The sequence below is a fragment of the Corynebacterium mastitidis DSM 44356 genome, assembly GCF_000375365.1.
Taxonomy (GTDB): Bacteria; Actinomycetota; Actinomycetes; order Mycobacteriales; family Mycobacteriaceae; genus Corynebacterium; species Corynebacterium mastitidis.
Genome location: NZ_AQXB01000008.1, coordinates 50,610 through 68,762, shown reverse-complemented (window position 1 = coordinate 68,762; position 18,153 = coordinate 50,610). Strand labels below are relative to the sequence as shown.

Genomic DNA, 18,153 nt, shown 5'->3' with positions numbered 1-18,153 from the left:
CCCTTTTCTATACAACGACAGTATATAGTGTACTCCGCACTCCTACCAGGGCTTTTCAGGGGCGGAACACTAAGCCGATCTCAGTATTTGCAAAGTGCGCGCCCTCGCCCACCACCCCCAAAAGTGGTTAGGCCTTAAAGAAAAACACAGTCTTCCCCCAGCGATCCACACACGCGGACCGGGGCCATATGACCCCCGATTCCCCCGCCGCGCCGGGCGCTTCCCCGCCCCGTCAGCGCTGTGCTCGCCGTGCCTGCCGGGCCCGCCCCGCCGCCGCGCGGGCGTCCTCGATCACCGCCGGGACCCCCACCCCGCCGGCCCACGCCCCCGTGGCCTCCACGCCGGGAACCTCCGCCAGGGCCGCGCGCACCCGCGCCACCACGTCCAGGTGCCCGTCCCCGTAGCAGGGCAGGCCGCCGAACCAGCGCTGCACGAAGATCTCGCTCGACCCCGCCGCCCGGCCGTCGAATCCGGTGACGGCCCGCAGGTCATCCAGGGCGTAGTCCACGAGGTCGTCCTCCTCCGCGCGCACCAGCTCGTCCTGGCCCAGGCGGCCGAAGCTCGCGCGCACCACCGCCCCGCCGCGCCGCCCCAGGTGCGGCCACTTGCGCGAGGACAGGGTGAAGGCCTTGGCCCGCAGTCCCGGCTCGTCCGCCGCCACGAGCACCCCGGAGTTCTCCGGCAGCCCCTCCGCGGAGTCGAACCTCATGCCCACCACCGCGCTGCTGGCCAGCCGCACCTCCCGCAGGGCCGCGGCGGCGCGCGGGGCGACCTCGCCCAGCAACAGGGCCGTGGTGGGCGCCGGGGTGGCCAGGATCACGCGATCGTACACGCCCTCGCCCGCCCCCTTGAGCTCAAAACCCGCGCCCTGCCTGCGCACCCCGGCCACGAAGGCGTCCACGTAGATCCGCGCGCGCTCGGCGCGCTCGGCCAGGGCCTCGTACAGCTCCGCGTAGCCGCCCTTAAAGGTCGCAAACACCGGCTTGTCCAGCGTCCCGCCGGAGCGGTTGTCCAGCGCCTCGCGCACCGCCGCGGAGAGCCGCACCGGCTCGCCCCGGCGCGCCAGCGCGTCCATCGCCTCCGCCAGGGCCGGGACGGTGGCCCGCAGGCCCAGGTCGTCCGCGCCGCAGGAGTACACCCCGCCGAGCAGAGCGGACACGCAGCGATCGGCCACCTCATCCCCGTAGCGCCCGCGCACCAGGGCCCCCACGTTGACCTCCGCGCCGATCTCCCAGGGGATCGGCTCGGCGGTGGCCTCGGCGTCGATCCGCGCGGCGGCCTCCGCGCCGACGATCTCGCGCACGGCCTCCCCGGAGGCCGGTATGCCCATCATGGTCCCGCGCGGCAGCTCCACCGCCGCGCCCCCCGTGTACAGCAGCGAGCGCAGGGAGGAGGGGTAAACGAGGCGATCGGCCAGGCCGAGTTCCTTGAAGAAGCCCACCGGCTGCTCCCCCCGGCCCACGAAGGCCTCCGCGCCCATGTCCACGGGGCCGCCCTCGAAGGGGACGGTGAAGAGCTTGCCGCCGATGCGGTCGGCGGCCTCGTACACCTCCACCGAGGCGCCCTCGTCCGCGCGCGAAAGCTCATAGGCACAGGTAAGCCCGGCCAGCCCGGCCCCGATAACGGCGTAACGCATGTGTGCTAGTCCTCCTCGTGGATCAGGGCCACGGCCTCGGTGATGGCCTCCGCCGGGGTATCCGGCAGAACCCCGTGGCCCAGGTTAAAGATGTGCCCCCGGGCGTGCCCCCGCTCCACCGCGCGGCGGGCCTCCGCCTTGATCCGGCGGATCTCCTCGCGCAGCACCCCCGGCCCGGCGAAAAGCATCGCCGGGTCCAGGTTGCCCTGCAGCGCCTTGGGCTCGGCGGCGTGGGCAATGCGCCGGGCCGCCGTATCCAGCGGCACGCGCCAGTCCACCCCCACCACGTCCGGGCCCGCCAGGGCCATGTCCCCCAGCAGCTCCCCGGTGGTCACCCCGAAGTGGATGCGGGGAATGCCCGCGTCCGCCACCTCGGAGAAGATCCGCCGGGAGTAGGGCAGCACGTACTCCCGGTACTCCCGTGCGCTCAGGTAGCCCGCCCAGGAGTCGAAGAGCTGGAGCATGTCAATGCCCGCCTCGATCTGCTGGCGTAGGAAGGCCACCACCGTGTGCACCAGGGACTCCATGAGGGCGTGCCAGGTCTCCGGCTCCGTGTGCATGAGCGCCTTGGTGCGCTGGTGCGCCTTGGAGGGCCCGCCCTCGATGAGGTAGCTGGCCAGGGTAAACGGCGCCCCGGCGAAGCCGATGAGCGCCTGATCCTCCCGCAGTTCGGACAGGATGCCCGCGATCCCCTCGCTCAGCCCCGGCACCGGAGAGTCCAGCCGGGGCAGCGCCGCCACGTCCGCCCCGGTGCGCACCGGGGACTCCATCACCGGGCCGCGCCCGGGGACGATGTCCACCGCCACGCCCGCCGCCTTGAGCGGCACCACGATGTCCGAGAACAGGATCGCGGCGTCCACGTTGTGCCGGCGCACCGGCTGGAGGGTGATCTCCGCCAGCAGCTCCGGCATGAAGCAGGAATCCAACATCCCGATGCCCTCGCGCACCCTCCGGTACTCGGGCAGGGACCTGCCCGCCTGCCGCATGAACCACACCGGGGTGCGGGTGGGGGTGCGGCCCGCGGCGGCGTCGATCAGCGGGGCGTGGTGCAACTGGCGGCGTGCGGAAGAACTCATGGTCTCGATTCTGCCCTACGCGGCCGGATACTTGCGCACCGAGTTCGACGCCCCCTCGATCACCAACGACGCCGCCAGCATGAGCACCGTGGCCGCCATCGGGTGCAGCAGCCCGGCCACGGAGGCCACCACCGCCACCGCGTTGTAGCCCCAGGCGAACAGGATGTTGCGGTCCACCACCGTGCACACCTTGCGCGCCAGCGCCATGAGCTGCGGGATGGCGCTCACGTCCCGGCGCAGCAGCACCACGTCCGCCCCCGTGGAATCCGAGCGGCTGGCCCTATCGAGCTGCCCCTCGCCGTTGATGAGGATGCCCACGTCGGCCACCTTGAGGCAGTCGCTCACCGAGGAATCCCCCACCATCGCCACCCGGGCCCCGCGAATGTGCACCCCGCGCACCGCGTAGGGCTTGCGGGCCGCCGAGATGCCCGCCAGCACCCGCGAGATCCCCAGCCGACGCGCGAAGCGACGCCCCACCGGGTAGGCGTCGCGGGTGAGCATCATCGTCTCCAGGCCCATCGACTCCAGCCGCCCGATCGCCTCCGCGGCGTCCTCGCGCACGGTGTCGTGCAGGGAGATCACTCCCCGGTCGCGGCCCGCCCAGCGCACCACCAGCGGCGTGCCGCCGCTAAAGGCGGCGTCGGCAAGCCTGCCGCCCAGCTCCGAGAGGTCGTGGGGGCGCCACAGGCTGGCGCTGACCTGGCGCCCGTGATAGACCCCCGCCTCGTCGCGCACCGGAAGCTCGATCTGGGCGTGGAAGGTGCCGTCCTCGTCGATGTGCGCGTGGTTGACGTCGATCCAGTGCGGGATGTCCCCGCCCGCGTCGTGGTCCCGGGCCTGGCGCGCGGCGTGCACGATGGCCCGCGAGGCCGTGTGGTCCGACTCCAGGCACAGGGCCGCCGCCACCCGCAGCACCAGCTCCGGGTTCTCCCCGGCGTCCGCGGTGACCGTCTCCACCGTCATGGCCGAGTGGGACAGCGCCCCCACCCGGTTGAAGATCACCGTGTCCACCCCCTGCAGGCGCCGCATGACCGCGCCCTCCCGCAGCAGCATCCCGTGGCGGGCCGCCGTCTCCACGCCCAGCCGCAGGGCCAGGGCCGAGGACAGCGCCAGGGCCGCCGGGGCCACGCAGGCCAGCACCGCCAGCGCCGTCCCGAAGGCCAGCGCCGGGTTGCCCGTGCCCAGCATCCACACCGCGAAGCTGAGCACCGCCACGCTCAGCGCGGCGGGGATGAGCAGCCGCGCGCTGCGCGTGGAGAGCATCACCGCCGTGTTCTGCACCGCGTTCACCCCCGAGACCCAGCGCTCCACCCCCGCGATCCGGGTGCGGTGCCCGGTGCGCTGCACCCGGATCTTGATCCTGTGGTGCAGGTTGATCGCCCCGGCGCGCACCGGGGAGTCCACCGCCACCGGCACCACCCCGCCCGAGCTGGGCAGCACCGTCTCCACCACCCCGGGGCGCACCTCGCTGCTCCCGCCGATGACCACCCCGTCCACCGGGATGCGCTGGCCGGGCTGCACCAGGATGTCATCCCCCACGTTGATCTCGCTGACCGGCACCTCCTCCGTCACCGGCTGCCCGGTGGCGCGGTTGTGGCTCACCAGCATCACCTGGGACTGCGGGTCCACCCGCTGCGCGGCCAGGTCGTCCAGCAGCGAGGAGCGCGCCTGGATGGACAGCTTGCGCCCGCCCAGCAGCAGCAGCGTGGTGCCGCAGGCCACGTCGAAGAACAGCTCCACCTCGTTAAAGCGCTGCGCCGTCAGCGCGAACACGTCCGGGGTACCCTGCCAGCCCAGGTGCCCGGCGGGCGTGAACACCAGCGTGCCCACCGACCACGCGAACGCCCCCAGGATGGCGATCGAGCTGGCGCCGTCGAGCGCCACCGCCCCCCGGCGCACCCCGCCGGCCAGCGCCCGGTGAAACGGCCACGCGCACCACGTGACCACCGGCACCGACATCAGCGCGCACAGCCACTGCCACCCGGAAAACTGCACCTCGGTGAAGTAGCTCAGCACCACCACCGGCACCGTGAACAGCAGCGCCACGATCAGGCGCGGGGTGGTAATCAGATCGCGCGCGGTATAGAGCACGTCCCGATCCCTGCGATACGGCTCCGCCCCATGCGCCCCCGCCTCCGGGGTGGGCCAGGCGGCGTCCGGGCGAAAGAACCCCGCCGCGCGGGCGCGCTCCAGGGCCCGGCGATCCGACTCCGCGCGCCGGCGCTCCTGCTTGCCGCGCTGCGGCGGGCGCGGGCGCCGCGGCGATTGCTCCCCAGGGTCGTCCCGATACAGGCTCTGGCGGCGCAGGGAGCCGTCCGTGAGCACCGCCTCCACCCCGAAGCGGCCGAGCACCTCCACCACCCGGTGCGGGGTGGTCCCCTCCGGGGCCGTCACCCACGCCATCGAGCTGCGGTAGACGATGCGCGCCCGCACCCCCGGCAGCTCCTCCAGGGCCCGCTCCATCGGCGCGATCTCCGGGGCGTCATCGAGCCCGGAGAGCTCGAACGAAAAAGAAATCTTGCGCCCGGAATCCCCCGGGGTCCACGGGGCGTCAAAGCCCGCCTCCGCGGCGGCGGCCTTGGCCTGACTGATCGCCCGGGCTACCTCATCGGCCATTCCTGCATGCCTTTCCTCCTCCTTCTCCGCAGCAGACTACTCCCCCGCGCCCCACCGCGAGGAACCGCGCAGAAAGGCCGTGGCCGCCGGGCGGAACATCGCCAGCAGCCCCAACGCGAAGGCGATCACGTGCAGCAGCACCGCCACCCCCACCGCCTGCACAATCAGCCCCAGCACGCTCACCACCACGCTCGCCGCGCACGCCGCCGTCAACCCCCGCCGGGCGCGCATGCCCCGGGAACCCGCCCGGCGCAGGAGCGGGGCGAGGGCCGCCACCAGCAGCCCCGACGCCGCGTTGGTCACCCCCACGGCCCACAGGTTGACGCGCACGATCGCGCCCTCGGCCTGCGGGGCGTCGGTGAGCGCCACGAGGGCGGACAGGAGCGCGAGCACGGCCCCCGCCACGCTCAGCCCGTAGGCGGCCTTGATCGCGCCGGGAACCGGGGCGGAAGAATCGGCGGACATACCAGGCGATCCTACCCGGGTGCCCCGGCGCGCACCGGGCTCGCCGGGGCGTTCCCCGGGCGTGGCGACGGCCCCCGGCGCTCCCGGTGCCCTCGAGGCGCCTCCGCGTCACAGCCACCGCAACGCTTCCATGCCGCAGCGTGGCCGCCGAGGCCCCCAGGGGCCACGACGTGGCATGGAAGGATGTTCTCATTCCACGGTGGGGCGCGCGGGAACACCAGAGGCCACGCTGCGGGGTGCAAAGGGCGCAAGGGGCGAAAAGCCGTCACCCGCCGCAGGGCATAGAGAAACCCCACCGGCCGCGCGCCGGTGGGGTGAGGTGCTCGGCCCCGCTACTCGGGCCGCTTCAGCTCGCCCGTCCACACGAGGGTCTCGCGGCGGAACACGAACACCAGCGCCACGGCCGCCCCCACCCCGGCGAGGATCTGCAGGGAGCCGTCCACCGCGTAGAGGGCCACCGGAACCTTGGTGCCGCCGGGCACCAGGGAAAAGACGCTTACCGCGCGCACCACGAAGTAGAAGGCGAAGATCATGGTGATCCGGCGGCCCGCCGCCGCCCACCGGTGCCGCCTGCGCACCACGGCGAGCATCCACCACAGCACGGCCACGATGGTCAGCGCGATCGCGCCGGAGAGGATCACCCCCAGGTAGGCAGCCGCGGAGATCAGGGAGTCCGATACCTCCCCCTCCACGCCCTGCTGCTGGGCGATCTCCTTGGTGGCGGCCTTCAGCGCGGCGGTGTCCATCAGGGTCATGGTCATGGACAGCACCTGGTGGAGCAGCTCCGCGCCCAGCACCAGGGCCCACACGCGGGTGAGCAGGCTCACGCTTTCCGGAGGGGTGGCCTGCGTTTCCTCTGCGGCCTTGTCTACAGCGTCTACAGCGCTCACGGATACCTTTCTTCTGTGTGGCGGCGGCCTAGCCCAGCAGGCGGGCGGCCTCGGTGGCAAAGTAGGTGAGGATCTGGTTGGCCCCGGCGCGCTTGATGGAGGTCAGCGACTCCATCATCACGGCGCGCCCGTCCACCCAGCCGCGCTGCCCGGCGGCCTGGATCATGGCGTATTCCCCGGAGACCTGGTAGGCGGCCACCGGCACCGGGGAGGCGTCGGCCACCTGGCGCACGATGTCGAGGTAGGGCAGGGCGGGCTTGACCATCACGAAGTCCGCGCCCTCCGCCACGTCCAGCTCCACCTCGAGCAGGGACTCGCGCGCGTTGGCCGGGTCCTGCTGGTAGGCGCGGCGGTCCCCCTCCAGGGAGGAGCCCACGGCCTCGCGGAAGGGGCCGAAGAAGGCGGAGGCGTACTTGGCGGAGTAGGCCATGATGGCCACGTCCTGGAACCCGGCCTCGTCGAGGGCCGCGCGGATGGCCGCGATCTGCCCGTCCATCATCCCGGAGGGGCTGACGATGTGCGCCCCGGCCTGGGCCTGGGCCACCGCCATCGCCTGGTAGCACGGCAGGGTGGCGTCGTTGTCCACCACGGTTACCCCGTGGGCGTCGGTGGTCAGCAGGCCGCAGTGGCCGTGGTCGGTGAACTCGTCCAGGCAGGTATCGGCCATGACCAGCAGGTCGTCGCGGAACTCCTCGCGCAGCGCCCGCACGCCCCGGTTGAGCACGCCGTCCGGGTCCCAGGCCACGGAGCCGGTGGCGTCCTTGTCCCCCGGCAGCGGCACCCCGAAGAGGTCCACGCAGCGCACCCCGGCGTCGAGCGCCTCGTGCGCGGCGCGCAGGAGCGAGTCGGTGGTGTGCTGGTAGACCCCCGGCATGGAGGCGATCTCGCGGGGCTTTTCGATGCCGTCGGCCACGAACATCGGGAGGATGAGGTCGGCGGGGCGCAGGGCGGTCTCCGCCACGAGTTCCCGCATGGCGGGGTTGGTGCGCAGGCGGCGGGGGCGCCGCACGGGCACCTGGGGGGCGTAGCGCTGCGGATCGGGCACGGAGAACCTTCCAATCACGGTCGGGGATGAACTACTGGCCCCATCCTAGGCCCGCGCCGGTTATGCCTTGCGACGCGCCCGGCGCTTCTTGCGCGGCGGGGGAAGCTGCCCGGCGGCGCGCAGGGAGGCCACGTGCTCCGCCAGCGCGTCCACCAGAGCGGGGACGTCCGCGACCTCCGGCATGACGTCCACGCGCAGGCCCATCTCCCGGGCCACCTGCGCGGTGGCCGGGCCGATGGCGGCGATGATGGTGCGCCGGTGCGGCTTCCCGGCGATCCCCACCAGGTTCTTCACCGTGGAGCCGGAGGTAAAGCACACGGCGTCGAAGCCGCCGGTCTTAATCATGTCGCGCACCTCGGCGCTCGGCGGGGCGGCGCGCACGGTGCGGTAGGCCACCACGTCGTCCACCTCCCAGCCCGCGGCGTGCAGGCCCTCGACCAGCAGGTCGCTGCCGAGGTCCGCGCGGGGCAGCAGAACCCGCCCCACCGGGTCCAGGTCCTCCACGTACTCGGGGAACACCTCCACCAGCCCCTGGGCGTTCTGCTTGGTGGCGGGCGGGGTGACCTCCGGGGTCAGGCCCAGGGCCTTAATGGCCTCGGAGGTCTTGCGGCCCACCGCCGCCAGGTGCACCCCGGCGAAGGCCCGGGCGTCCAGGCCAAAGGCGGTGATCTTGTTCCACACCGCCTCCACGGCGTTGACGGAGGTGAACACGATCCACTGGTACCGGCCCTCCACGATGCCCTTGATGGCGCGCTCCATCTGCGCCGGGTTGCGCGGCGGCTCCAGGGAGATGGTGGGCACCTCCTGGGGGATGGCGCCGTGGCCGGCCAGGCGCGCGCTCATCGGCCCGGCCTGGGACTTGGCGCGCGGCACCAGCACCCGCCAGCCGTAGAGGGGGCGGTTTTCCCACCAGGAGTACTTGGAGCGATCGTCCACGGCGGTGCCCAGGGTGATCACCAGGCGGCCCGGCAGGTCCACGTCGAGCTTGTCCAGGGTGCCCAGCGTGGCGTCGAAGGTCCGCTGTAGGCGGGTGGTGCCGTGCACCGTCACCGAGGCCGGGATTCCCGTGCCCAGCCCCCGGGCCTGCAGCTCCTGGGCGATCGCGCCGAGGTCCTCGCGGGTGGCCTGAAGGACCAGCGGCTGCGGGGCGGCGGCCAGCCGGTCCCAGTCCGTGTGGCCCCCGGTGACGTCCGTCTCCGTGAAGGTGGAGCCCAGCGCGATCCCGGCGAAAGCCGGGACGGTGGAGGGCAGGGACATGCCCGGCACCACCTGAAACTCCGCGCCCGTCTCGGCCACGGCGGAGATCTCCGCCAGGACGGACTCCCGGGAGAGCGGGTTGCCCGCCACCAGGCGGATCACGTTGGCGCCGCCTTGCACCGCCTCCGCCAGGCGCGCGGCGATCTCGCCGGGGGCGGGGCTGGCGACCTCATAAATATCGGCGGCGGTGGGCGCGGCGGGGCGCGGCGGCTTGCGGCGCGCCCCGTTGCTACGGGCCTCCTCCACCAGGGCCTCGTACTCCTTGTCCGCCGCGTCGATCTTCTCCTGCGGCACGGGCAGGCGGGAGGCCACGATCTCGCGCACACCGCCGAGCACCTCGGCGTCCGTATAGGCCACGGACGTCTCCGCCAGCACCTCCCGCGCGCGGATGGTCAGCAGGTCGGGGTTACCCGGGCCCGCGCCCACAAAGATGACCGTGCCCGGCTGGGGGGTCTGCGGCGTGCTCTGCGGCGCGGAAGCCTGGTGGGCCATACTCATGTACTTCTTTTCTAGTTCTTGGACAGGGTCAAGGACGCCTCGCGGCCAGCGCGGCACCACGTGGGCGTGCCGACACGGCGCGAGGCGTTATCTTTACCGACTCCGTAGCGCGATCTCATGCCCCGGTCGCAGCCGCGGAATCACAATGTGGTATTAACACCTTAAAATATGCCGGGTTAAATAGGAAACCGGATCACGCGGCCCGCCGCTGCCCGCCGGAATGCAACCGCTGGGCATAGCGCCGCGCGTGGGGCGTGGTGACCACGATGTAGTCCACCGTGGCCTTATCCAGCTCCAGCACCAGCCCCTGGCGCCCGCCCCGGGCGCCGCCGCCCGCGTGGCACACCGCAAAGATCGTGCCCTCCGGGGTATCGAAGGTGCCGGTGGTGGTCACACCCCGGATGCGGGTGGCCGAGACCCCCGGGCCGGAGGCCCGCGCCGCCGACCGGATCTCCGGGAGGTCGAACACGTCCCCCACCGCCCGCGCGCTCACGATGGCGCGCAGGGGGATGGTCAGGTGGGAGCGGTGCGCGGCGAGCTTTTCCCACCAATCCAACGTCACGGTCACCTGTTGTCCGGTGATCTGTAAATAAGCCATGGTGGGTTACCAGTGTAAGGGGTCACAGGCCGCCGCGCGGAATCGCGGCGCGGGCCCTAGCCCGCCATGACCTCGGCCGCGCCCTCCTCCAGGAGCGCGCGGGCCACCTCCACCCCCAGGTCCGCGGCGCCCTCCGGCGTCCCGCGGCGCTCCATGAGGAGGCTGCGGGAGCCGTCCAGGGCAAAGACCCCGGCGCGCAACACCAGCTCCCCGCCCTCGAGGACGGCGTGCGCCGCCACCGGGGCGGTGCACCCGGCCTCCAGGGTGGCCAGCAGGCTCCGCTCGGCGCGGGCGCGGACGGCGGACTCCCCGTGCTCCAGGGCGTTAAGCGCCGCCACGGCGGCGGCGTCCTGCGCGCGGCACTCCACCGCCAGCGCCCCCTGGGCGGGGGCGGGCAGGAGGCGCGCGGTATCGAACACCTCGGTGGCCCGGTCCTGCTTGCCCACCCGCACCAGGCCCGCGTAGGCCAGCACGATGGCGTCGAGCTCCCCGGAGACCACCTTGCCCATGCGGGTGTCGATGTTGCCGCGCAGCGGGCGGATGTCCAGGTCCGGGCGCAGGGCCTTAAGCTGGGAGATGCGCCGGGGCGCGGAGGTTCCCACGCGCGCGCCCTCCGGCAGCCCGCTCAGCGTCAGGCCATCGCGGGCCACGAGCGCCTCCCGGGGGTCCTCCCGGGGCGGCACCACGAGGTGAAAGCGGGGGTCGGCCGCCGTGGGCAGGTCCTTGAAGGAGTGCACGGCGGCGTCGCACTCGCCGCGCGCCATCGCCTCGCGCAGCGCCTGGGTGAACACGCCGACGCCGATGCGCTCCACCGGGGCCATGTTCACGTCCCCCTCGGTGGTCACGATGTGAAGCTGCGCCGGGGTCCCGGCGGCGGCGAGGGCGTCGCGCACGTGTCCGGCCTGCGTGGTGGCCAGCAGGCTACCTCGGGTGCCGATGGTCAGGGTCGTCACGGTCTCACTCCTTGTTGTTCTCGGCGGCAGAGCGACGGTCGGCGGGCTCCGGGAAGTCGCTGCGCGGCAGGTCACTGGCGGGCAGGGCCACGCTGCGCCCCGGCGGGGGATCGAGGTTGAACAGCTCCTGCAGCGCGGACTCGTAGGAGACCACCCCGGAGGTCACCGCCAGCTCCTTGATCCGCACCGTGGGCGCGTGCAGCAGCTTGTCCACCACGCGGCGCACCGTGCGGCCGACCTCCTCGAACTCGCCCTCCCCCATCTCCGGGGCGCGGCCGCGCAGGCGCCCCAGCTCCGACTCCACCAGATCGGCGGCGTGCCGACGCAGCGCGGTGACCGCCGGGGCGACGTCGCGCACCCGCTGCGCGGAGGTGAACTGCGTCAGCTCCTCCTCCACGATGGCCCGCGCGCTGCGCTCGACCTCGCTGGCCGCGCGCGGGTCGCGCCGGTGCAGACGCTCGATGTTCACCAGGTGCATGCCCGGTATCTCCCCCACGTGCGAGGCGATGTCGCGCGGCAGGGAGAGGTCGATCAGCGTCAGCGGGCGGCGGCGCCCGGCAACGTCCCCCGGGGTCACCGTGAAGTAATCCGCCCCGGTGGCCGAGACCACCACGTCCACCCGCTCGATGGCGTCCGTGCGCCGCTCGAAGTCCACCACCTCGGCCTCCACCCCGGCCTCCCGGGCGTGCTGCGCCAGGCGCTCCGCCCGCGAGCGCGTGCGGTTGGCCACGATCAGCGCGGAGATCCCCAGCCTGCCCAGGTGGGTGGCCGCCAGGGAGGCCATCGCACCCGCACCCAGCACCAGGGCCCTGCGCCCGCGCAGGGGGCGCTCTCCCTCGAGGTTCTGCGCCGCCAGCGCCTCCTGGAGGGCCAGGGTGACCATCGAGGCGCCCTCGTCGTCGATGCCCGTCTCCGTGTGCACCCGCTTGCCCGTGTGCAGGGCGGCCTGGGTCAGCGCGTGCAGGGCCGGGCCCACCGTGCCCTTGTCCGTGGCCTCCTGGTAGGCGGCGCGCACCTGGCCGATGATCTGCTGCTCGCCCACCACCATCGAGTCCAGCCCGGAGGCCACCTCCATCATGTGCTCGGCGGCGGCGTCGGCGTAGCGGACGTACAGGTAGCCGCGCAGCGTGTCGATGTCCACCCCGGAGACCTCGTGGAGCACCGTGACCACGTCCTGCACCCCGGGGTGGAAGCTCGTGGCCACCGAGTACACCTCCAGGCGGTTGCAGGTGGACACGATCATGGCCTCCGAGAGCGCCGGGCGCTCCAGCAGCAGGGCGGTGGCCTCGTTACGCACCGCGTCGTCCATGCTCAGCTTCTCCAGGAGCGCCACCGGGGCCGACCTATGCGACATGCCCACCACGAGCACACTCACGTTGCCACTCACCGCTTTCTCACGCGTCCCCCAAACTTTAGGTGGATGATAGGGAGATCTTTTCAGTTGAGGCCAACGGTAATAGCCTTTCTTTACCTAGGACAACAAAGCGTGGCCTAACTCCTCGTTGTCCACCTCCCAGCACGCGAACTCCTCCCCGTCGAGCACCACCACCGGCACCCGATCCCCATACTCCATCGCCCATTCCCGCTGGCTATCGACGTCGCATACCTCCAGCGACGCACCGGCCCCGGCCACCACCGGACGAATCTGCGCCTCCACCCGCTTACACGAGCCGCAGGTGGAGCGCACCATCAACTGAACACGATGTCTCTGCACACTTTACGTCCTACCAGGCTTACGATGGTGGGCGTGAACGAGATCCAGCCGCCCGCTTTCCCGGCCTCGCCGCGCGACTTCCTGGCCAACTGGTCCATCAGCCACGGCAACCTGCGCCGCTTCCTCGCCAGCACCGCGCTGCCGCCGCTGGGCGACGACGAGCAGGAGGCCGCCGGGCGCGCCGCCGCCGCGGCCGCCGTGGAGGAAAGCTACGGGATCTCCCTGGAATCCTTCCACTCCGGCATGGAGTCCGTCAGCGGCTCCATCGAGGCCGCGGGCTCCCTGCGCGTCTCCCCCGCCGACCCCGGCGTGCCCGAGGACGCCGGGGTGGCGGCCTTCTTCGACGTGGACAACACCCTCATCCAGGGCTCCTCCCTGGTCGCCCTGGCCTTCGGCCTGGCCCGCAAGCGCTACTTCCGCCCCGCCGAGATCGTCTCCATGGCCTGGAAGCAGCTCAAGTTCCGCCTCACCGGCTCCGAAAACGCCGAGGACATGGCCGCCGGACGCAACCAGGCCCTGGCCTTTATCAAGGGGCGCAGCGTGGCCGAGCTGACCGAGCTGTGCGAGGAGATCGTGGACCGCCACATGATCGACAAGGCATTCCCCGGCACCCGCGACCTCGCCGCCATGCACCTGGCCGCCGGGCAGCAGGTATGGCTGGTCACCGCCACCCCCGTGCAGCTAGCGCAGATCCTCGCCCGCCGCTTTGGCTTCACCGGGGCGCTGGGCACCGTGGCCGAGGTGGAGGACGGGCGCTTCACCGGCAGGCTCGTGGGCGACATCCTCCACGGCCCCGGCAAGAAGCACGCCGTGGCGGCGCTGGCCGCCCTGGAGAGCCTCGACCTGGACAAGTGCACCGCCTACTCGGACTCCGCCAACGACATCCCCATGCTCAGCATGGTGGGCACCGCCGTGGCCATCAACCCCGACCGCGCCCTGCGGCGGGCCGCGCAGCGCCGCGGCTGGCTCGTCCGCGACTACCGCAACGTGCGCAAGGCCGTGCGCACCTACGGGCTGCCCGGGCTGGCCACCGCCGGGTTTAGCCTGCTGGGGTGGCGGCTGCGGCGCGGGGCGTGGGGATAATTTTGTTCCTCACGCACCCGACTCAAAAAGGAAAATAAAAACCGCATGGGCCGACGATAAAGAGAACCCAGGGGCACGAGCCGCAAAACTGTGCACAGAGCCAAACCAATCTCGCGAACACCTCGCAAAGGGTGACCCCGGTTTACGCACTTGGCCTCGTGGAAACCGATGAGAAAAACACACAACGCAATCCATTCTCAATGGATTAGCCGGGTTTTACCTCCCCACAATCTTCCGGATACCAATCCCCAGGCGGAATTACGCTGACAAAGAATTACCCCCTGCCATGGGGCATTTTCCCTCACGATCTCATCCACGGGCACAACCGTCACCACGCACAAGGAAAGGGGCACCGCGCCCTCGCGCGGTGCCCCTTTCCTTGGAGTACCCTATGGCTTACTTGCCCAACTTGCGCCGCTGCACGCGGGTACGGCGCAGCATCTTGCGGTGCTTCTTCTTGGACATGCGCTTGCGGCGCTTCTTGATCACGGAACCCATAGGGCTACCTCACTTACCTCGTTAGACTCTAATCTTCTGTTCTGCCTAGCACGCGCGCCTGTGCCGGCACGAATGTTCTCCACTTTAGCGGCAGCGCCAGGCGCTACCAAAAATCGCGCCCGCCCCTTCCTCCGCGCGGGAGGAGCGAGGCAGGCGGCGCGGAACCTCTACGTCAGGCGGAGCGAACTACCCTACCTCGTAGTACGAGGAGTCCAGGTATTCGTTCACCGCCTTGTCGTGCACGCGGAAGGAGCGGCCCACGCGGACGGCGGGCAGCTCGCCGGAGTGCACGAGGCGGTACACGGTCATCTTGGAGACGCGCATGATCTCCGCGACCTCCGCGACCGTCAAAAAGGTTCCCTTGTCATCATTAGCCATAGTTACCTAACCCTTCACAGCAGGTGGCGCGCTGTAGGCTTCCCCTCCCACAGAACGAATCACGCACGTGCTTCATCAAGTCTAGCGTGAATCCTGTGACTGGTGCGACCCGAGGCCATAAAAGTTCATGCGAGGGGCCGAAAACGCCGCGATGCGCCTCCCGGGACGCGCGGGCCGCCCCGCGCTCCCGAGTCCCCCTAGTCCTCCTGCGGGGCCACGGGCGCCCCCAGCTCCTTGGAGCGCAGCGCGCACGCCTCCGCCGCGCGGAAGAACGCGCCCCGGATGCCGGACTCCTCCAGCTCCCGCAGCGCCGCCACCGTGGTGCCCGCGGGCGAGGAGACGTTGGCCCGCAGCGTCGTGGGGTCGGCCCCCTCCTGGGCCAGCATGGTGCCCGCGCCCTCGATCGCCCCGGAGGCCAGCCGGGTGGCCACCTCGCGGGTCAGCCCGAGGTTCACCCCGGCGTCGATCAGCGCCTCCGCCACCAGGTAGATGTAGGCCGGGGAGGAGCCCGCCAGGGCGGTCACGGCGTCCATGTCCTCCTCGGCCACCTCCACCACGGCACCCACGGCGGACAGCAGCTCGGTGACGGCGGCCGCCTGCTCCTGGCTCACGAAGCGCCCCGTGGCCACCGCGCACACGCCCTTGCCCACCATCATCGGGGTGTTGGGCATCACGCGCACCACGGCGGTGCCCGCCGAGAGGTCGTCCTGAAGCGAGGCCAGGGAGATCCCCGCCGCCATGGACACCACGGTGGTGTCGGCGTCATTGTCGTTGATGGTCTCCGCGATCTCGCGCAGCACGCCGCCGATCATCTTGGGCTTCACGCACAGGAACACCACCTCCGCGCCGGAGGCGGCCTGCGCGTTATCCGAGGTGGTCTCCACGCCGTAGCGCTCCCGCAGGTGCTCGCCGCGCTGCTCCCTGCGGTTGGTCACCACGATGTCCGAGGGGTCCGTCCCCGCCGCCACCAGGCCCCCGATGAGGGCCTCTCCGATCTTTCCTCCGCCAAGCACTGCGATTGAACTCATGCCACCACCCTGCCACAGATCCCCGCGCGCCACGTCCTCGCGCCGCCCCGCGCCCGGGTCTCCCCGCAAAAACAAAGGCGACGCGCCCGCGCGGGATCTACCGCGCAGGCACGCCGCCTGGGCCCTCGCCGGGCCCCTCGGCCGCCCGCCGTGCTAGGAGAGCATATGGGGGATGTAGGGCCCAAAGGTCATGAGCACGCCCACCACGGCGGCCAGCGCCATGGACACGCCGTCGCGCGCCGTGCGCAGCGCGTGCACCACGCCCACCATGATCCCGGTGACGGCCACCGCCAGCACGCCCACCAGGATGCGGCTCAGGCCGGAGGACCACAACTGGTCGAATCCGATGAACACCAGGGCGCCAAAGACCACGCCCATCACGGCCAGGAGCACCGCCGATCCCGCCCCGGTGCGCGGCTCCGGCTCGGCGGGGCGCTTGGGGCGCTTCTTCGGCGCCGCGTCCTCGGCGGAGCCCTCTCGCTCGCCGCGCTCGGCGTCGGCCTCGTCGGGCCGCTGCTGCGCGTTCTGGTACAGGCTCGCCACGGGGGCGGAATCCTCGTCGCCCACGCGCGGGATGCGGCCCGTCTCCTCGGCGGGCTTCTCCTTGGCCTGGGCCTTGGGCGCCTGCCCCTTGGCCTGCTTCTTCTCGGCCTGCGGGGTGCCGCCCACCGGGGAGATCACGGCGGTCTTTTCCGAGGCGGACTCCTTGGCAGGCTCAGGGGAGGTCGAGGCCTTGGGCTTCGGGGCAGCGGCGGCGCCCTTCGCCGGGGCCTCGGCGGCGGGCGCGGGGCGGCGCGCGGAGTCAGGGATGGGCCACGGGCTCTTGGTCGCGGAGCCCTGGGAGCCCCGAGCGGGCTGGGCGCTCTGGGGAGCCTGCGCCTTGTCCTGGGCGGGCCGCTGAGGCTGCTGCGGCTGGGGCTGTGCCGGGGCGGCCGGGCCCGCCGGGGCGTTCTTCTTCTCGGGCTCCGGCTTCGCGGCGGGCGCCGGGGCTGCGGCGGCGGCCTTCACGGGCCGGGCCGGGGCGGCGGGGCTGCCCTTGGCTGCGGGAGCCGCGCCCGGACGCGTCGGCTGGCCGCTCTTCGGCGTCGCGGGGCCCTGCTGCGGCGCGCCCCAGGCCGCGGGGGACGCGGCCGCAGGCTTGAACGAGCCGCCGCTCAGCGGCGTGGCGTTGATGCCCGCCACCGAGGGGGCCGTGGCCGCCGGGGAGGAGGGGGTGCGGGGCCGCGAGCGGCGCTCGGACTCCGGGGTGTCGATGGGCACGGAGGAGTGCTTGGATTCCGCGGGCTTTTCCTTCACCCGGGAGAGCGACCCGGTGAGTTCCGCCACGGAGATGCCGCCGTCCTCCAGGCTGCGGCGGCGTCGCCGCCCGCTGGCCCTCTGTGCGGAACCCCTATTGGCCTGGGCACGCTCCAAAAGCTCCGCGACGGTGAGTTGCTTTTCCTCGTCACTCATCGTGCATCCTCTCCTATTCCAGTCCCTTGTCTATCCGCTGCAGGATCACGCCTTCGCGTAACGCCCACGGGCAAATATCGATCTTCTCCAGGGCCAGCGCCCGCATCGCGGCCTCCGCCACGAGCGCGCCCGCGACGATCTGGTGCGATCTATCCGAGCTCACGCCCTCCAGCTCCGCGCGGTCGGAAGCCGTCATCCGGGAGATGAAGGCGATCAACTGACGCAGGCCGGGGGCCGTGAGCGTGCGCGTCACGTAGGGCCCCTCCGAGGAGGGGGCCGCGCCCGTGAGCCGCGCCAGGGTGCGGAACGTCTTGGACGTCCCCACCGCGAGGCGAGCAGGACCATAGCTACGCACCTGGCGGGCCGGCTCCACCAACTCGGCATCGATGAAGTCGCGCAATAGGTTGATCTTTTTCCGCTCGGGCGGATCCGTATCAAACCACTCGTGGGTCAATCTACCCGCTCCGAGGTTCAGCGAAAAGGCGGCGTCCGGCTGCTCGTCGGCGCCGGTGGAGATTTCCAGGGAGCCGCCCCCGATGTCGAGGTTGGTGATCCGGCCCGCCGACCAGCCGTGCCAGCGGCGCACCGCCAGGAAGGTCAGGCGCGCCTCGTCCTCCCCCGAGAGCACCTCGAGGCGCACCCCCGTTTCCTTGTGCACGTGCGCGAGCACGTCCTCGGAGTTCGTCGCGGAGCGCACGGCGGACGTGGCGAAGGCCATGAGCTCCTCGCAGCCGAGCTGCCGGGCCAGGTCCGCCGACTCGCTCACCGCCTTGGTGAGCTTCTTGATCCCCTTGTCGTGGATCGCCCCGTCGGAGTCGAGGAGTTCCACGAGCTTGATCGCGGTCTTCCAGTCGCTCATCGGAGTGGGGCGGCCGCCGGGCCGCGCGTCCACCGCTACCAGGTGAACAGTGTTGCTGCCCACGTCCAATACACCTAATCGCACACCTATAGGGTAGACGGTCTACC

The 18,153-nt window shown here is 71.7% G+C and carries 17 protein-coding genes; 1 reads left to right on the top strand and 16 read right to left on the bottom strand.

Annotated features, from left to right (window positions below; all coding sequences use genetic code 11):
• Positions 1-232: 232 nt before the first annotated feature.
• The 11 genes from B140_RS0110055 to B140_RS0110005 form a co-directional block, all read right to left on the bottom strand.
• Positions 233-1,636 carry a protoporphyrinogen oxidase gene (locus B140_RS0110055; protein ID WP_018119232.1) on the bottom strand — a complete coding sequence of 468 codons (1,404 nt, stop codon included), beginning with the start codon at positions 1,634-1,636 and terminating at the stop codon, positions 233-235.
• A 5-nt stretch (positions 1,637-1,641) separates the two neighbouring features.
• Complete coding sequence (gene hemE, locus B140_RS0110050; RefSeq protein WP_026166224.1) at positions 1,642-2,712, bottom strand: uroporphyrinogen decarboxylase; 1,071 nt, start codon at positions 2,710-2,712, stop codon at positions 1,642-1,644.
• Positions 2,713-2,727: 15 nt separating this feature from the next.
• Positions 2,728-5,328: a heavy metal translocating P-type ATPase gene (locus tag B140_RS0110045; protein WP_018119230.1), complete on the bottom strand. Its 2,601-nt coding sequence runs from the start codon at positions 5,326-5,328 to the stop codon at positions 2,728-2,730.
• A 36-nt stretch (positions 5,329-5,364) separates the two neighbouring features.
• Positions 5,365-5,793 carry a hypothetical protein gene (locus B140_RS0110040; protein WP_018119229.1) on the bottom strand — a complete coding sequence of 143 codons (429 nt, stop codon included), beginning with the start codon at positions 5,791-5,793 and terminating at the stop codon, positions 5,365-5,367.
• 332 nt (positions 5,794-6,125) lie between these two features.
• Positions 6,126-6,683 (bottom strand): hypothetical protein, encoded by a 558-nt coding sequence (locus B140_RS12515; RefSeq protein WP_156801748.1) that lies wholly within the window; start codon positions 6,681-6,683, stop codon positions 6,126-6,128.
• A gap of 28 nt (positions 6,684-6,711) precedes the next feature.
• Positions 6,712-7,728: a porphobilinogen synthase gene (gene hemB, locus B140_RS0110030; protein ID WP_018119227.1), complete on the bottom strand. Its 1,017-nt coding sequence runs from the start codon at positions 7,726-7,728 to the stop codon at positions 6,712-6,714.
• A 60-nt stretch (positions 7,729-7,788) separates the two neighbouring features.
• The gene (locus tag B140_RS0110025; protein ID WP_018119226.1) at positions 7,789-9,477 is read right to left on the bottom strand and encodes a bifunctional uroporphyrinogen-III C-methyltransferase/uroporphyrinogen-III synthase; all 1,689 of its coding nucleotides are present in this window, start codon (positions 9,475-9,477) and stop codon (positions 7,789-7,791) included.
• A 199-nt stretch (positions 9,478-9,676) separates the two neighbouring features.
• Positions 9,677-10,081, bottom strand: coding sequence for a hypothetical protein (locus B140_RS0110020; protein WP_026166222.1), 405 nt, complete (start codon positions 10,079-10,081; stop codon positions 9,677-9,679).
• 56 nt (positions 10,082-10,137) lie between these two features.
• A complete protein-coding gene (gene hemC / locus B140_RS0110015) occupies positions 10,138-11,034 on the bottom strand; it encodes a hydroxymethylbilane synthase (RefSeq protein ID WP_018119224.1) in 897 nt (298 codons plus the stop codon).
• Between the two features lie 4 nt (positions 11,035-11,038).
• Positions 11,039-12,409, bottom strand: coding sequence for a glutamyl-tRNA reductase (locus B140_RS12510; protein ID WP_051069296.1), 1,371 nt, complete (start codon positions 12,407-12,409; stop codon positions 11,039-11,041).
• A 96-nt stretch (positions 12,410-12,505) separates the two neighbouring features.
• Positions 12,506-12,724, bottom strand: a complete 219-nt coding sequence (locus B140_RS0110005) for a glutaredoxin family protein (protein WP_040426455.1) — start codon at positions 12,722-12,724, stop codon at positions 12,506-12,508.
• A gap of 48 nt (positions 12,725-12,772) precedes the next feature.
• Between B140_RS0110005 and B140_RS0110000 the strand changes: the two genes are divergently transcribed.
• Positions 12,773-13,831, top strand: a complete 1,059-nt coding sequence (locus B140_RS0110000) for an HAD-IB family hydrolase (RefSeq protein WP_018119221.1) — start codon at positions 12,773-12,775, stop codon at positions 13,829-13,831.
• Between the two features lie 396 nt (positions 13,832-14,227).
• Here B140_RS0110000 and B140_RS13430 read toward each other — a convergent pair whose 3' ends face one another.
• The 5 genes from B140_RS13430 to B140_RS0109975 form a co-directional block, all read right to left on the bottom strand.
• Complete coding sequence (locus tag B140_RS13430) at positions 14,228-14,329, bottom strand: 30S ribosomal protein bS22 (RefSeq protein ID WP_003855542.1); 102 nt, start codon at positions 14,327-14,329, stop codon at positions 14,228-14,230.
• A gap of 186 nt (positions 14,330-14,515) precedes the next feature.
• Positions 14,516-14,707, bottom strand: coding sequence for a helix-turn-helix domain-containing protein (locus B140_RS0109990; protein ID WP_026166220.1), 192 nt, complete (start codon positions 14,705-14,707; stop codon positions 14,516-14,518).
• 197 nt (positions 14,708-14,904) lie between these two features.
• Positions 14,905-15,735 (bottom strand): pyrroline-5-carboxylate reductase, encoded by an 831-nt coding sequence (gene proC / locus B140_RS0109985; protein WP_026166219.1) that lies wholly within the window; start codon positions 15,733-15,735, stop codon positions 14,905-14,907.
• Positions 15,736-15,888: 153 nt separating this feature from the next.
• The gene (locus B140_RS14455; protein ID WP_018119218.1) at positions 15,889-17,187 is read right to left on the bottom strand and encodes a hypothetical protein; all 1,299 of its coding nucleotides are present in this window, start codon (positions 17,185-17,187) and stop codon (positions 15,889-15,891) included.
• Positions 17,188-17,200: 13 nt separating this feature from the next.
• Positions 17,201-18,130 carry a Ppx/GppA family phosphatase gene (locus B140_RS0109975; RefSeq protein WP_083912307.1) on the bottom strand — a complete coding sequence of 310 codons (930 nt, stop codon included), beginning with the start codon at positions 18,128-18,130 and terminating at the stop codon, positions 17,201-17,203.
• Positions 18,131-18,153: the final 23 nt, after the last annotated feature.

Coding starts and splice junctions, on each gene's coding strand:
- B140_RS0110055 (WP_018119232.1), bottom strand. CDS start 1,636: ATGCGTTACGCCGTTATCGGGGCCGGGCTGGCCGGGCTTACCTGTGCC.
- hemE (WP_026166224.1), bottom strand. CDS start 2,712: ATGAGTTCTTCCGCACGCCGCCAGTTGCACCACGCCCCGCTGATCGAC.
- B140_RS0110045 (WP_018119230.1), bottom strand. CDS start 5,328: ATGGCCGATGAGGTAGCCCGGGCGATCAGTCAGGCCAAGGCCGCCGCC.
- B140_RS0110040 (WP_018119229.1), bottom strand. CDS start 5,793: ATGTCCGCCGATTCTTCCGCCCCGGTTCCCGGCGCGATCAAGGCCGCC.
- B140_RS0110025 (WP_018119226.1), bottom strand. CDS start 9,477: ATGGCCCACCAGGCTTCCGCGCCGCAGAGCACGCCGCAGACCCCCCAG.
- B140_RS0110020 (WP_026166222.1), bottom strand. CDS start 10,081: ATGGCTTATTTACAGATCACCGGACAACAGGTGACCGTGACGTTGGAT.
- B140_RS0110005 (WP_040426455.1), bottom strand. CDS start 12,724: ATGGTGCGCTCCACCTGCGGCTCGTGTAAGCGGGTGGAGGCGCAGATT.
- B140_RS0110000 (WP_018119221.1), top strand. CDS start 12,773: ATGGTGGGCGTGAACGAGATCCAGCCGCCCGCTTTCCCGGCCTCGCCG.
- B140_RS13430 (WP_003855542.1), bottom strand. CDS start 14,329: ATGGGTTCCGTGATCAAGAAGCGCCGCAAGCGCATGTCCAAGAAGAAG.
- B140_RS0109990 (WP_026166220.1), bottom strand. CDS start 14,707: ATGGCTAATGATGACAAGGGAACCTTTTTGACGGTCGCGGAGGTCGCG.
- proC (WP_026166219.1), bottom strand. CDS start 15,735: ATGAGTTCAATCGCAGTGCTTGGCGGAGGAAAGATCGGAGAGGCCCTC.
- B140_RS14455 (WP_018119218.1), bottom strand. CDS start 17,187: ATGAGTGACGAGGAAAAGCAACTCACCGTCGCGGAGCTTTTGGAGCGT.